The organism is Novosphingobium capsulatum NBRC 12533, assembly GCF_001598375.1.
Taxonomy (GTDB): Bacteria; Pseudomonadota; Alphaproteobacteria; order Sphingomonadales; family Sphingomonadaceae; genus Novosphingobium; species Novosphingobium capsulatum.
The window spans coordinates 20,458-35,744 of the sequence record NZ_BCYV01000031.1 but is presented as its reverse complement, the minus strand read 5'-3'; the positions used below and the strand labels follow the sequence as shown (position 1 = coordinate 35,744).

The following is a 15,287-nucleotide window of genomic DNA, read 5'->3' as shown; positions in this document are numbered from 1 at the left end:
CCCCGCCGGCTTGCGGCGGGGCCAGCGACACGGTGAAGGCGCGTGGCCGGGCGTGGCTGGCAAGGTGGGCGCGTGCCGCCGTGGCGCTGTCGCGCCCGGCCCGCACCAGCGGCCAATGCGCCGCCAGGCCGCGCACCACGCAGGGCGTCGTGGCGGCGGCCAGCACGGCATCGAGAGCGCCGCCGTGATCGGCCAGCGCCACCTCTGCCACGCAAGGAAGACCTTCAGGCACGGCCAAGGCGCGCCATCAGATCGGCAAAGCGGCCAAGCGCGGCCACCGCCATGTAGATCGGCAGCAGATAGCCCTGGGCGTTGAGTTCGCCCAGCGCCGCGCCATCCAGCGCGGCCAGGCGATCTTCGGCAATGATGTGATAGCCCACCAGGCTGCGGGTGGAGCCTTCGGCCAGGGGCACATCGAGCGTGAAGGGTTCGAGCAGGCCATGGTGTTCGAGCGCGGCGAGAAACGCCGGCGTGGCGCGCCAGCCAGCGTCGAGCGCGCCCAGTTGCTCTGCCTTGGCGGCGAGATAGGGCGTCGGGGCACCGGCGTCATCGAACAGCCGCTGCCCACCGGGTGCTCCGACGCGGGCATGGGCCAGATCGATATGCACCTGGGGCACTTCGTCTTCATCGCGGGTGCGGCCGATCAGGAACGGCTGCACGGCGTGGGCCAAAGGCACGTAGGCCGCGTCCCAGCGATCGCCGGCCAGGAACAGGTTTTCGCCCTGGTCAAAACCGAACAGGGCCAGCGCGGCAAAACGCCCGCTCTGCCCGTCGCGGCGAAAGACGATGGGATAGTGCGCAGCCACCGCGCGAAATTCCGAAGGGACGACCAGGCATCCCATTACCCCGTCGCCCCATTGCGCCCCGGCGGTGGTGACCACGGCAAGATCGCGATGGCTGGCATTGTCGAGCAGGGCGTGGCTGCTGCTGCTGGTCACGGTGCGGGCGTCCTCTCTCTTGTGGCTCTTCCAATCCTGCCCCCTTGTTTCATCGCCCACTGCCACAGGCAAGTGCGTTGAAAAGAGGGCCATCCGGCCGGGCTGACGGGCAGTGTCGCCCGGCCGGATGGGGAGGGCCGCGTCAGAAGTTGACGCGGAAACCAGCCGAATAACGGGCATAGCCGCTGGAGGCGAAGAACACGTTGTTGTCAGACCGCAGGTGCCCGCGACGGCCCTGGTTGGTCAGGTTGATGGCATCGGCAAAGACGGTGAAGCCCTTGCGGAATTCCCAGCTGGCGCTGGCATCGACCTGGCCATAGGGCTCGACATAATAGGGGTTGGGCCCCGTGCCCGAGAGGAACTGCGCGCGCCAGTTGTAGGCAACGCGCGCCTGCAGCCCGTGCTTGTCATAGAACAGCACCGCGTTGGCACTATCAGACAGCCCGGTCAGCGCGAACTGCGTGACGCTCGACGGCTTGGTGTTGTCATACGTCGCATCGCCGCGCACGATCGTGTAGTTGAGGATCGCGCCGAAACCGGTGTTCCAGAACGAATGCTGGATGGCAAATTCCCAGCCATAGAGCGTGGCGGTCTGCGAGGAATTGACCGGCGTGGCGATCTGGAAATTGACCGCCGCATCCTGAGGCGTGCCGAAGATGTTGCCCGTCAGGTTGCCGGTGGCATCGGTGCCGGTGATCTGCGAGCTTTCGGGATAGTGGGTGAAGATGTAGTTGCGGATCGCCGCCGTGCTGGCATCAGCCCCCAGCGCCGAAATCGCCGCCTGGTAACGCGGGCCATTGGCCGGGTTGGTCAGGCCGAAGGCCGGGCTGTCGACGCGGGCTGACGAGATGAAGTTCGACACGCCCTTGTGGAAGAAGCCCACCGAGACATAGCTCGTCGGCGCGTAATACCATTCGAGGCTGACATCGATGTTCTTCGACTTGTAGGGCATCAGGCCCGGATTGCCCTGGCTACCGGTGCCACCGCCGATGCGGAACAGCTGGTCCAGCGTGCGGCCACCCTGAAGGCTGGCGTAATCGGCCCGCGTGATGGTGTGGCTGTAGGACGCGCGGAACTTGACGTTGCGCGCGGGCTGCATGTCAAAGTCGAACGCGGGCAGGAAGTTGTCATAGCTGCCGGCAAAGGTGGTGAACGCGCTGTCACCGCCATAGATCAGGCCGAATTCGTTGGCCGAGACCCACTGCGTGCCGGTGGGCACCGGCACCAGCGCCGACGAGGTGACGCGGGTGTTTTCATAGCGCAGGCCAGCACGGAAATGCGCCTCGCGGCCGAGCAGGTCGAACTTGGTGTTCACCTGCACATAAGGCGCGATCGTGCGTTCCTTGATGCGGCGATCGACAGTGTAGGGCGCCAGGCAGTTGCCGGTGCCGCCGCAGATCTGGTTCTTGCTATCGAGCAGGCTCACCATCTTCTCGAAGTTGAAGCTGTAGAACTGCTTGATGATGTTGGGATCGTTGGCGCCCGAAACGCCCTTGAACTTGTCCGGCACCGAAACCAGGCTGAACAGGTCATCAGGCGTCTGGCTGGCCGGCAGCGAGCCACCCCAGGTATCATGCTGGATATAGCCATAGGCCGAACGCACCTTGTTCTCGGTGTAGTCCGCGCCGAAATCGAGGCTGTCGATCACCCCGCTGTCGAACTTGAACTGGCCCGAAAGCCGCGCCTCGTTGATCTCGTCGCGGAAATAGGCGTTGCGGAAGGCATTGCCCGTGGGCGTGATATTGGCCGGATCGAGCGCATCGATGCCCGGGTTCATGCCCACCGAGATTACCGGCAGATCGTGGGTGAAATCGATCTTCTGGTTGGCGATGCCGAACACCGCCGAGCCCACCGACACGCTGGTGCCATAGGGGTTATTGGGCTTGGATTCGGCCGTCGAATGGTGCGCGTCCAACTCCAGCGTCAGGCGGTCGATGCCATCCCACTTGAGGTTGCCGCCGATCGAGCGGTTGATCGAGCGGTTTTCGGTAAGCGCCGCGCTATACGACAGGTCCTTGCCTTCGTTGGCGCCGAAGTGTTCGGCATAGAACACCGGGCCGGCCACCGGGCCATCGGTCCACTGGCTGGAAACGTCGTTGAAGTTGAACCAGATGCCCACGCTGTTGGTGCGCGCGCGCACGGTGTTCTGGGAATAGGTATAGTCGAACGTGGCGGTCAGCGTATCGGTGGGGCGCAATTGCAGCACGAGCTGGCCGTTGATGCGCTCGCGATCGATGTCGGTAATGTCATAGCTGGCGTTCTGCGGCACCTGATAGACATCATTGGGGCCGGGCCGGTTGACGATGTTGGCATAGCGCGGATCGCCCTGCTGCGGCAGCGAGCCCCAGTTGTTTTCCGAGCCCAGATAGCCATCGCGCCAGCCGACATTGGCCTGGTTGTTGCTCGCCTTGCGCTTTTGCCACACGCCGGTGACCAGCACGCCCACCTTGCCATCGGCAAAGGTGTCGCTGATGATACCCGACACTTCGGGCGTGATCGGGCTGCCTTCGTTGCGCGAGGTATCGATCATGCCCTTGATCGCCAGGCTGCCATGCAGGCCGGGCCGATCGAGCGGGCGCGGGGTCTTGATATTGATCGTCGAACCGATGCCGCCGGTGGGCAGCGTGGCCCGGCCGGACTTGTAGACTTCGACCCCAGCCACGCCTTCGGACGCCAGGTTGGCAAAATCGAAGCTGCGCGTGGACGGCGCGCTGGCGCCATCGCCCAGGCTGGACGTGGGCATCTGCCGGCCGTTGAGCAGCACCAGGTTGAATTCGGGGCCAAAGCCACGAACGGTAACGGTAGAGCCTTCACCGTTGGAACGGTCGATCGACACCCCGGTGATGCGCTGAAGCGATTCGGCCAGGTTGGTGTCGGGGAACTTGCCCATGTCTTCGGCCGAAATCGCATCGACCACGCCCTGGGCGCTGCGCTTGATATTGGCAGCGGCCGAAAGGCTGGCACGGATGCCGGTGACGACGATGGCGTTTTCCGGCGCTTCGGTGGCAGCTTGCGGATTGGCGGCCGATGCCGCGCCGGCGGTGTCCTGCGCCAAGGCCGGATTGGCTGCCAGGCCCACGGCCATGACCGAAGCCCCCAGTACCAGGCGCGCGCGCAAAGAATGGCAACGTGTGCTCATCAGATCCCTCTCCCCGTTTTCACCCGGCGCTTTGCGTCCGGCTTGTGAACGTTCTCAACTGTGGTGACGCATGCGCGTGAACGTTCACTTTGTCAAGCACCCGGCGTTGCCAGCCGTGACAAAGGGCAATGAAACGAGATCAGCCTGCCGGGAAAGCAGCTGGCAGGCGCGGCCTGGACAGTGCGCCGCCCGCGCCGCGGCGATCAGCCTGTGGCGCGAAGGCCAAGTTGCGCGGTCGGATAGGCCGCGCGATCGTTGCCCGCGGGTTGACCATGCCCGGGCAGGCCATGTTCGAACACGGTCGCGGTGATGCGATTGCGGCCCTCGCTCTTGCTGCGATAGAGCTGCGCATCGGCCATATCGATCCACTCCTGCGGCCTGGCCCCGGCGACGCTGCGCGCACTGGCGATGCCGATGCTGACCGTGACGAACGCATCCACGCCCGATCGCGCGTGCGGAATACCCAGCTGGCGCACCTGGCGCCCGATCTCGGCCGCAACGGATTGGGCCGTGGCCAGGTCTGCGCCGGGCAGCACGCAGACGAACTCTTCCCCGCCATAGCGGGCCGAAAGATCGGTCGCACGGCGCACCGCGCGGGTGAGCGCGGCGGCGACCATGGCAATGCAGCGGTCGCCGGCCGGGTGGCCATAGGCATCGTTGAACTGCTTGAAGAAGTCGATATCGAGCATGACCACCGACAGCCATTCCTGCTGCCGCGCCAGCCGCGCGGTCTCCACCTCCAGCGTGCGTTCCAGGTGCCGACGATTGGACAAGCCGGTGAGCGCATCGGTCACCGCCATCCGTGCCAGTTGATCGCGCAGGCGCTTGAGTTCAACATGATTGGCCACCCGCGCGCGCAGGATCGGCGGCTGCACCGGCTTGGTCACATAGTCGATCGCGCCCAGCGACAGCCCGCGCATTTCATCCTCGCTGTCACCCAGGCCAGTGGTAAAGATCACCGGCACATCGGTCAGCGTGGCATCCTGCTTGAGCGCGGCACAGACGGCAAAGCCATCCATGCCCGGCATCAGCACATCGAGCAGAATGAGATCGGGCTGCGCGGTGCGCGCCAGATCCAGCGCCTCTTGCCCCGACAGGGCAAAGCAGACGTCGTATTCGTCTTCGAGCACGGCATTGATGATCTCGATATTGGCGATTTCATCGTCGACGATCATCACCAGACCGCGCCGCGACAAGGGGGGAAGCGCCTGGCCCATTAGGCAACGGCCCCCTGTATCGGCGCGTCATCGGCAAGGCTGCCTTCTGCTTCGAGCAGGGCCAGCGCGCGGCCATAGTCGAGCCGTTCCAGCGCCTGGCGCACCGGATGGCCCTGGCGCGCCGGCTCGGGCAGGCCCAGCGCATCAGCATAGACGACAAAGGCAGCCCGCGCCGCCAGGCTGCGCCGCTGCACCAGATCGATCAGCCCGTCGCGCGCCTGGGCAACGGCGCCGGCATCTGCGCACGAGCCATCTGCCTCCGTGATCGACGGGACATGAGCCGGAAGCGGTGGCGCCAGGCTGCGCGCCGCCTCGATCGCCGGGGCCAGTTCGCGGGCCAGCAGGGCAATCTCGCGGTCGAGGCCAAAGGTCTGTTCGGCGGCCAGCAAGCGCTCGATGCGCGCGGCCACGGCCTGGACCTGCGGCAGTTCGAGCGAACCGGCCACGCCCTTGAGCGAATGGGCCAGGCGCCGCGCCTCGGCCAGGCGGCCTTCGTCCACCAGGCTGGTCAGCGCACCGGGCGTGGCGGCATAGATATCGCCGAAATCGCCGATCAGCTTGAGCAACAGCGTGCGCTTGCCATTAACCCGCGCCAGGGCCGCAGGAATGCCGAAGGGCGGCAGGTGATCGGGCAAGACCGCCTCGGACGCGCCGGCCGCATCGTTGGCCACGGCGTCGTTTGCCACAGGGCCGGTCCAGGCGGCATCGGTCCCCTGGCCCGCCACTGCCCCGGCAGGCGCGGCATCGGGCCGGCGCAACCAGCGTTCCAGCGTGCGAACCAGCAGCGCAGGCTCAACCGGCTTGGCGATATGATCGTTCATGCCGGCGTCAAGGCACCGCTGGCGTTCTTCGTCATAGGCATGCGCCGTCATCGCGATGATCGGCAAGGCGTCGGCGCTCCACGTGCGACGAATGCGCGCGGTGGCTTCGATGCCGTCCATCTCGGGCATCTGCACATCCATCAGCACAGCGGCATAGGCCCCGTTCTGCGCCGCCACCATGGCGCAGGCGATGCGGCCGTTTTCGGCGCAGTCCACCTCGAGCCCGGCATCGCCGAGCAGTTCCATGGCGATTTCGCGGTTGATCTCGTTGTCTTCGGCCAGCAGCACGCGCAGGCCGCACAGGCGCTGTGGCAGGCTTGGCGCCTGCGCCACCGCGTCTGCCATTGCCGCAGGCGCGGGCGCAGCAGCGGAGCCCTTGGCGGGCGCGCGTTCAGCCCGTTCGGGGAACAGATCGCACAGCGTTTCGATCAGCGCGCGTGGTTGCAGAGGCTTGGTGAGGAACGCATCGACATCGGCGCGATCGACCGACCCCAGGAACTCGTCGGCGCCATAGGCCGTCACCAGCAGTGTTGCCGGCAGGCGCCCATGCGGCACGCGGGTGCGCATGGACTTGACCGTGTCCATCCCGCTCAAGCCCGGCATCTTCCAGTCGAGCAGGACAAGATCGAACGGGCGCCCGGCGGTGGCGGCCGCATCGATCGCCGCCAGGGCTTCCTCGCCCGAGGCAACGAGATCGACCGCCATGTTCCAGCCGGCCATGAGTTCGTGCACGATCTGGCGCGAGGCGGCATTGTCATCGGCAGCGAGCACGCGCAGGCCCGCCAGGCCCGGCGGCGGCAGCAGCCCGGCGCGCGCCAGCGTGCCGGCGTCGCCCATCACCACGCGGAAGGTAAACACGCTGCCCATGCCAGGCGTGCTTTCCACCGTGATGCCGCCACCCATCTGCTCCACGATCTGGCGCGAGATGGCCAGGCCCAGCCCGGTCCCGCCAAAGCGCCGGGTCATCGAACTGTCGGCCTGGGTAAACGAGGTGAACAGCGCATCGCGCGCTTCGGCGGTCATGCCGATGCCGGTATCACGCACGGTGCATTCCAGGGTGACGGTGCCCTCGCCCGTCGCCACCAGGTCGACACCGACCATGACCACGCCCTTTTCGGTGAACTTGACCGCATTGCTGAGCAGGTTGACCAAGACCTGGCCAAAGCGCAGTTCATCGCCCACCACCATCTGCGGCACGCGCGGACCGACGGTAACGCGCAGCGCCACGCCCTTGGCCTCTGCATCGAGATTGAGCATCTGGGCCTGGTGCTCCACCGTGGCGCGCACATCGAACGGCCGCGCCTCGAGCGTGAGCTTGCCGGCCTCGTTCTTGGAATAATCGAGGATGTCGTTGATCAGACGCAGCAGCGAGGCACCGGCATCGGCAATCCGCGCGACATAGACCTGTTGCCGGGGATTGAGCGCGGTGCGCTGCGCCAGGTGGCAAAAGCCCAGGATGGCGTTCATCGGCGTGCGGATTTCGTGGCTCATGTTGGCCAGGAACATGCTTTTGGCGCGCGTGGCATCCTCTGCCTCGCGGGTGCGTTCTTCCAGCGCCAGATTCTTGGCACGGATTTCCTCGCCCATGGCTGTGACACGCTGCACGGATTCGACCAGTCGGTCGCTGAGCCAGACCAGCACGGCAGTCTGGAACGCAACGATCACGGCGTGAAGCAGCACGCGGGCAATGTTGCCCTCGCCGGGAAAGACTGCATAGGGCAAGGCATAGAGCAGCACGAGGTGATGCAGCGCCGTTGCCGTGGCCGCCATCAGGATAGCGCCGCGATCGCACCAGGCGATGGTCAACGCCAGCATGGCAAAGAAGTACATATGCATGTCCATCTGCCAGGCATGGCCCTGCATCAGGAACAGCAGCAGCGCCGGCTCTCCCACCAGCGCCACGGCGGAAAGATAGCGGGTGGAACGGGCAATGCCCTGGCGCCACCACATCAGGTGGTAGGCGAGCGCCAGAACGCCGCCGGCAACGCCCGCCCCGATCGGCGACTGGCCCGCCAGCCAGGCGACGACTGCCAGCAGCGGCACGTGCGCCCACAGCAGATAGACCAGGAAATGGCCGAAGCGGTGGCGCACGTCATCAAGTTCAGTGGCCGGTAGCGGCACGGCCGTAACCATGGGAGCGGATAACGCAGTGGGCACGAAACGCGGCGATGAGGGGATCGTCATAGGGCCGTTTCTTCCTTGGCAGCGCCGAGGCAGCCCGCCAGACGTGGCGAAGCGAATACGAACCAGGCCCCTTCTCGGCGCAGTGCGGCAGGAAAATCCACACGGGGGGACGTGGCGATAGCGATATTGGCAAAGCGGCCCGGTGCCACCAGCGCGCCTTGCGCGCCGGCGACCATGGCCAAAGTCTGCATCTGCGGGGTACCGGGTGGAGCAATGACCACCACCTGGTCACCCGGCTGGATCGGCGGGACGGAGGCCCAGGCCAAGCCAGCCACGCCGGCCAGCATCAGGGCGGCGGCGGGCCAGATGGCAGCGAGCCTGCGCGCCGGCATAGCGCCGTGGCCCGATCCGGCCGCAGCGCGATGGCATGTCGCGTTGGCAATGCTGGTACGATCATCGACCATATCCACCCTCCACGCACAGGAGGTTACGGGCGGCCAATTTCCAATTGGTAAACTTTTACGTTATCAAACTGATCGCGAAATGAAATTCGCCCACGAAGCGCAGTTCCGCGAATAATATTTGATCCAAATTGGCAGTTGTTGCCGCGCCAATAGCTGGCTCTTGCAGCAAGCCTGCCCTGCAAACTGCGGTTGTCAGCCCACTACGCGAACAGGAACGCCCTGATAGGCGAGGCCAGGACGCAGGTGTTCGTGCTTCATCACCACGCTGCCGCCCAGCACGCGGGTGCCCGAATCGATCACCGCGCCATAGAGTGGTACGGTGCCGGCATGCACGGTGGCGCCGGTGCCGATCCGCACCTTGTCCACCTTGAGCACGCGATCCTCGAACGTGTGGGCCTGGAAATTGGCATGGACCGTGGCGCCATCGCCGATCTCGATCATGTCGGGATCGACGACTTGGGCAAACAGCGGCCCGAGCACGGCGCGGCGCCCGATCTTGAGGCCCATAAGCCGCAGATAGACCAGCAGCAGGAACGTGCCTTCCAGCTGTTGCAGGATAAAATTGGCATAGCGCGCCCAGGCCACGTAGACGAAATCCCAGCGGCTGCACCAGCACGACCACAGCGCGTGCTGGCCAGGCCGCACCCGGCCGATCAGGCCCCACTTGAGGACCATCACCACCAGGCACAGCGCCACCATCGTGACCAGCGTGGCACCGGGCACCACCACCCAGGTCATCAGTGCCAGGCTGGCCCCACGCGCCGCAGCCGCACCGATCGCGGCGAACCACAGGGCGCCCAGCACCAGCGGCACCACCGGCAGGAAAAAGCGCGCCAGTTCCCAGAACCAGCGGTTGGCCTGGCGGATCAGCGAAGGATCGTGCGTCACGCTGCGATCGGCCTCCACCACCTGGCGGCGCGGCAGATCGAAACTGGGATGGCCAAAGCGCGACTGCCCGCGCGCGATCAGCGTGGCATCGGCCACCGTGGAAATGCCGATGAGGATATCATCGGGCAAGGTCTCGCCCGCCGGGATCACCGCGTGATTGCCCAGGAAGGTATTGCGGCCAAGGCGAATCGGCGCGACCCGCACCGTGCCCTGGCGCAGCTCTGCCCCGCCCAGATAGATGCCATCGGCAAAGAAGGTTTCCGCGCCGATGCTGACGAGTTCGGGCGTCACGTCGAAGATCGTGCTGATCTCGCACTTGTCGCCCAGCTTCATCCCCGCCAGGCGCAGCCAATGTTTATACATCAAGGTGCCTGACAGCCATTCGCCGGCGGCAAAGACCGCGCCGGCCTTGATCCACAGGCGGATGTAGCCAAGGCTCCAGCGGTCGATCACGCCGGGCCGCACGCGGCCCATCGCGCGCAGCAGGACTGCCGACCAGAAGACGTTGAGCGGCACGGCAAGGACCGTGGTGGCGAGCAGCGCCGCAATCACCCGCCCATCGAGCGAGGGCGCTGCCATCCAGTGCCAGATCGCCTTGGCGCTCACTTCGCCGCCCAGGCACAAGCCCAGCAGCAGCAGTTCGCCCGGCAAGGCGGCAAGGGCAGTGAACAGCCCCTGCCCCAAAAGCAGCAGCAGGCCATGGCGCCACGGCCCGAGCCGCGTGGCGGCGCGGGTGATCACCGGAGGCGGCGGCGCCACGCCCACGCGCTGTGCCGGTACGCCGTCCCACACTTCGCCCGCCGGCACCGTGCCGCCGGCATTGAGCACGGAAAGCGCTGTCAGCACACTGCCTGCGCCCATGCGTGCTGGGCCTTCCACGCCCGCGCGCACCATCAATGCAGCGCCCGTTTCCAGCGTGATCGGCGCCACCACGATATCGCCGCGATCGAGTTCGACTAGGCCCAGGTGGGCGCCCTGCCCCAGCGCGACATCATCGCCCAGGTCGAGCAGGTCCCATCCGCCCCGGCGCAGATCGACGTTGCGGTGAATGTGCACGCGCTGCCCGATCCGCGCGCCGAGCAGGCGCAGGATCGCGTTGTTGAGTTCCGTCCCGGCCAGCAGCGGCCACGGGATCAGCCGCACCGCCTGCATCACCATCCAGTGGCGCAGGTAATAGGCGCTCCACACCGGCGCGCGCACCGGGCGATAGCGGCCGATCGCCAGCCACTTGACCGCTACGGCAAAGGCCACCGACACCGGCAGATAGACCAGGAACCCGGCCAAGCCGATCAGCGGCGCCACCAGCACCAGCGTGGCCAGGCCCAGGTGCGCAAAGGCCAGCGGCGCCACGCGGAACGCGGCGAACCACGAGGCCCAGGCCGCCACCAGCACCGTCATCGCCAGCCAGCCGCCCTGCACCAGATTGGCCAGCAGCGGGCGCGCCACGCCTTCGCGCAGCAGCGGCAGCGCCGCATCGGCAATGGTTTCGGCCGGTTCGGGCGCGCGCAGGGCCAGGGTCCGCACGGTGCGCGCATCATAGATGTCGCTGACCGTCACCCAATCGGTGCGCCAGTCTTCGCGCAGCAGGGTAACCAGCATCGCCGCGCTGAGCGAATCCCCGCCCAGCCCTTCGAAGAAATCGGCAGTGACCGAAACGCCATCGGGGCGCTTGAGCACATCGGCCATCGCGCGGGCGATCAATGCCTCCAGCTCGCCCTCGGGCAGGACCAGCGCCTCTTCCTCGCGGCCCGGCCCGCTGCGCTGGGCCGCAAGGTTCATCGGCGGCAGCGCCTTGCGGTCAAGCTTGCCCCCCACGGTGGTGGGCAGTGCCGCGATCAAGCCGATCTGGCGCGGGACCATGTAGGGCGGCAGGCTGGCGGCCAGCGCCTGGCGCAGCGTATCCCCCAGGGGCGGTGCGGTGGGATCGACCGGCACGACATAGGCGACGAGTTCGGGCACGCCGCCGCGATCCTGCACCGTGGCCCCGGCCGCGCGCACGCCGGGCAGCGCGGCAAGCTGCGCCTCGATCTCGCCCAGTTCGACGCGATAGCCGCGGATCTTGACCTGGGCATCGATCCGCCCGTGATAGAACAGGTTGCCGGTCTCGTCGCGGTGCACCAGGTCGCCGGTGCGATAGAGCCGCCCGTGGCGCGGATGATCGATGAACTTCTCGGCCGTCAGATCGGGGCGATGGCGATAGCCGCGCGCCACCCCGGCGCCACCGATGCACAGTTCCCCCTGGGCACCCTCGGCCACATCGTCCAGCGCATCGTCGAGCACATAGGCGTGCATGCCCGGCACGGGGCGGCCGATGGTGATCGGCCCACCGGGCACGATATCACCGCGCAGACAGGTGACCGCGCATTCGGTCGGGCCATAGCCATTGACCAGCCGCCGCCCTTGCGCCCACAGCGCGGCGATATCGGCCGGCAAGGCTTCCCCACCGACATAGAGCAGCTTGAGATCGGGCAGCGCCGCCTGGGGATTGCTGCAGCCGCTGCTGCGCAGCAGGGTTGGCGGCGGGCAGAACACGCTGGCGCGATGATCGGCCAGCCAGGCAACGATATCTGGTCCCAGCCGCGCGGCCGCATCATCCATCACCAGCAGCGTGGCGCCACTGGCCAGTGCCAGCCAGATTTCCTCGATCGAACTGTCATAGGCGACCGACGAGCCCTGGACCACGCGGTCTCCCGGCCCCAGCGCAAATTCGGCCAGATCGGACGCGACCAGATTGGCGATCTGGCGATGCTCGATCATCACCCCCTTGGGTTTGCCCGTGGTGCCCGAGGTATAGATCAGATAGGCCAGTTGCGCCGGGCCGACCTGGGGCAGAGCCGCACCGCCAGCAGGCGCTTGGGCCAGCAATTGCGCCGGATCATGCACCGCGCAGGCGCCATGGGCCAGGCCCGCCAGCCGTTCCAGGGCGGCAGGTTCGGCCAGGATCAGCGCGGGCTGCGCGTCTTCCAGGATATCGACGACACGGCCATCGGGAAACGAGGGATCGAGGCAGGTGAACGCACATCCGGCCTTGAGCACGGCCAATTGCGCCAGATAGAGCAGTGGCGACGTGCGCGGCAGCTGCAGCGCCACGACCGGTTCGCCGCCGGGCGCAGCGGCCGGCAGGCGCGCCAGGATCGCCTGGGCCAGAATGTCGCTTTGCGCGGCGAGATCGGCATAGCTGATCGCCTGGTCGATATCGCGGCCCTTGCCGGCCGGCACGAAGATGGCGCACGCCTGCGGATGCCGCGCCGCCGCAGCCGCCAGAAAACCGTGCAGCGTCATGTCGTTTTGCAGTTGGTGTCCGCCCATATCCGCCCCCTAGCGCCGATGTTGCGCCGGTCAATCGGGAACCCCGCACAAAAACGCCGAATTCGGACAGGCCAACCGTGCGGAATCCGCGGCAGCATCCGCCCGTTCGACCCAAGGTACAATTGCCCGAACGGGGCCCCTTTGCGCATTCTCGGCCAGAACACGGAACGGGCCGCAGGGCTTCGTGGCAGGTCGCATAGCATGCCACCGTTTCACACGTCATTCGCCTTAAAGCATATGCAAGGAGAGGCCCCATGTTGCAGGAAGCCATGACCAAGTTTTCGGCCCAAAGCCCGATCAAGGCCAAGTTCGACAACTTCATCGGAGGCAAGTGGGTCGCGCCGGTTCGCGGCCAGTACTTCGACAACGTCTCGCCCGTAACCGGCAAGCCGGTGTGCCAGGTGGCGCGCGGCACAGCCGAAGATATCGAACTGGCGCTTGATGCCGCGCACAAGGCACGCGAAGCCTGGGGCCGCACCTCGCCGGCTGATCGCGCCAATATCCTGCTCAAGGTGGCGCAGCGGATGGAGGACAACCTCGACCTGCTGGCAATGGTCGAAACCATCGACAACGGCAAGCCGATCCGTGAGACGACCGCCGCCGACGTGCCGCTGGCAATCGACCACTTCCGCTATTTTGCCGCCTGCGTGCGCAGCCAGGAAGGCACCCTGGGCGAAATCGACCACGACACCGTGGCCTATCACTATCACGAACCGCTGGGCGTGGTCGGCCAGATCATTCCGTGGAACTTCCCGCTGCTGATGGCCGCGTGGAAGCTGGCCCCGGCCCTTGCCGCCGGCAACTGCGTGGTGCTCAAGCCCGCCGAGCAGACCCCGATGTCGATCCTGGTGTTTGCCGAACTGGTCGCCGACATCCTGCCCGAGGGCACGCTCAACATCGTCAACGGCTTTGGCATCGAAGCGGGCAAGCCGCTCGCCACCAGCAAGCGCATCGCCAAGATCGCCTTTACCGGCGAAACCTCCACCGGCCGGCTGATCATGCAGTATGCCAGCGAAAACCTGATCCCGGTGACGCTGGAACTGGGCGGCAAGAGCCCGAACATCTTCTTTGCCGACGTGATGGACGCCGACGACGACTATTTCGACAAGGTGCTCGAAGGCTTTGCCATGTTCGGCCTGAACCAGGGCGAAGTGTGCACCTGCCCGTCGCGCGCGCTGGTGCAGGAATCGATCTATGAAAAGTTCATGGAACGCGCCGTCGCCCGTGTGCAGAAGATCCGCCAGGGCAGCCCGCTCGATCCGTCCACGATGATCGGCGCGCAGGCCTCGCAAGAGCAGATGGAAAAGATCCTCTCGTACATCGACATCGGTCGGGGTGAAGGCGCCAAGGTGCTGACCGGCGGCAGCCGCGCCACGCTCTCGGGCGACCTGGCCGATGGCTATTACGTGACCCCGACCATCCTGGAAGGTCACAACAAGATGCGCGTGTTCCAGGAAGAAATCTTTGGCCCGGTGCTGGCCGTGACCACGTTCAAGGACGAAGCCGAGGCGCTGGCCATCGCCAACGACACGCAGTTCGGCCTGGGCGCCGGCGTGTGGACCCGCAACGGCAACCGCGCCTATCGCTTCGGCCGTGAAATCCAGGCCGGGCGCGTGTGGACCAACTGCTACCACCTCTACCCTGCCCATGCCGCGTTCGGTGGCTACAAGCAGTCGGGCATCGGGCGTGAAACCCACAAGATGATGCTAGATCACTATCAGCAGACCAAGAACCTGCTGGTCAGCTACAGCACCAAGGCGCTTGGCTTCTTCTGAGGCGCCGCGATGAAAGGCGCCCCCGGCGGACAACAGGGGCGCATTTTCCGGGGCGGGTGCGACAAGCGCCCGCCCCGCTTGGCTTGGAGCAGCGATGCCATGGCAGATCCTCCGCCCCGCGTGATGTCAACACCGGCAGCCGATGCATGGATTGCCCGGCTGACGGCCATGCACGGACCGCTGATGTTTCACCAGTCGGGCGGCTGCTGCGATGGATCGGTGCCGATGTGTTATCCCCGCGGCGAGTTCAAGGTGGGCGGGCAGGACGTATTGCTGGGCCATATTGCCGGCGATGTGCCGGTGTGGATCGGCGCGGCGCAGTTCGAATATGCGCGGAACACCCAGCTGACCATCGATGTCGCGCCGGGGCGCGGCGCCGGCATGTCGTTGGAAACGCCCGAAGGTATTCGCTTTCTCGGCCATGCGCGGCTGTTCACCGATGCCGAGGCACTGGCCCTGGAAGAAGGTGGGCCACCGCCGCGCGGAGAATCCTGAGCAAGCCATCATATTTTTGTATCGCCGCCCTTTCCGATAGCGGCCGAACCATTGTATTGTGACCCTGCATTGATCGCCGCCCTGCGCGCGCGAAGGCAACGATAACAAGACAATAGC

General features: G+C 66.2%; 8 protein-coding genes and 1 pseudogene. 2 read left to right on the top strand and 7 right to left on the bottom strand.

Going from position 1 to position 15,287, the window contains the following annotated elements; all coding sequences use genetic code 11:
- From SCA01S_RS20210 to SCA01S_RS20180, 7 genes and pseudogenes are all read right to left on the bottom strand, one after another.
- Positions 1 to 232 (bottom strand): annotated as a pseudogene (locus tag SCA01S_RS20210) (cupin-like domain-containing protein); the annotation flags it as partial.
- Positions 225 to 938 (bottom strand): SapC family protein, encoded by a 714-nt coding sequence (locus SCA01S_RS20205; RefSeq protein ID WP_062788527.1) that lies wholly within the window; start codon positions 936 to 938, stop codon positions 225 to 227. The pseudogene SCA01S_RS20210 and the gene SCA01S_RS20205, both read right to left, overlap by 8 nt.
- Positions 939 to 1,080: 142 nt before the next feature.
- Positions 1,081 to 4,077 carry a TonB-dependent receptor gene (locus tag SCA01S_RS20200; RefSeq protein ID WP_062788525.1) on the bottom strand — a complete coding sequence of 999 codons (2,997 nt, stop codon included), beginning with the start codon at positions 4,075 to 4,077 and terminating at the stop codon, positions 1,081 to 1,083.
- A 203-nt stretch (positions 4,078 to 4,280) separates the two neighbouring features.
- Positions 4,281 to 5,273 carry a diguanylate cyclase gene (locus SCA01S_RS20195; protein ID WP_245652843.1) on the bottom strand — a complete coding sequence of 331 codons (993 nt, stop codon included), beginning with the start codon at positions 5,271 to 5,273 and terminating at the stop codon, positions 4,281 to 4,283.
- 20 nt (positions 5,274 to 5,293) lie between these two features.
- On the bottom strand, positions 5,294 to 8,248 hold the full coding sequence (locus SCA01S_RS20190; protein ID WP_062788523.1) for a hybrid sensor histidine kinase/response regulator: 2,955 nt from the start codon (positions 8,246 to 8,248) through the stop codon (positions 5,294 to 5,296).
- A 47-nt stretch (positions 8,249 to 8,295) separates the two neighbouring features.
- Complete coding sequence (locus tag SCA01S_RS20185; RefSeq protein ID WP_062788521.1) at positions 8,296 to 8,703, bottom strand: hypothetical protein; 408 nt, start codon at positions 8,701 to 8,703, stop codon at positions 8,296 to 8,298.
- Between the two features lie 192 nt (positions 8,704 to 8,895).
- Positions 8,896 to 12,900, bottom strand: a complete 4,005-nt coding sequence (locus SCA01S_RS20180; RefSeq protein WP_062788519.1) for a non-ribosomal peptide synthetase — start codon at positions 12,898 to 12,900, stop codon at positions 8,896 to 8,898.
- Positions 12,901 to 13,154: 254 nt separating this feature from the next.
- Here SCA01S_RS20180 and adh point away from each other — a divergent pair, with 254 nt between their 5' ends.
- Together adh and SCA01S_RS20170 are read left to right on the top strand one after the other, a co-directional pair.
- Positions 13,155 to 14,675 (top strand): aldehyde dehydrogenase, encoded by a 1,521-nt coding sequence (gene adh, locus SCA01S_RS20175; RefSeq protein ID WP_062788517.1) that lies wholly within the window; start codon positions 13,155 to 13,157, stop codon positions 14,673 to 14,675.
- A gap of 99 nt (positions 14,676 to 14,774) precedes the next feature.
- Positions 14,775 to 15,170, top strand: a complete 396-nt coding sequence (locus tag SCA01S_RS20170; RefSeq protein ID WP_062788533.1) for a DUF779 domain-containing protein — start codon at positions 14,775 to 14,777, stop codon at positions 15,168 to 15,170.
- Positions 15,171 to 15,287: the final 117 nt, after the last annotated feature.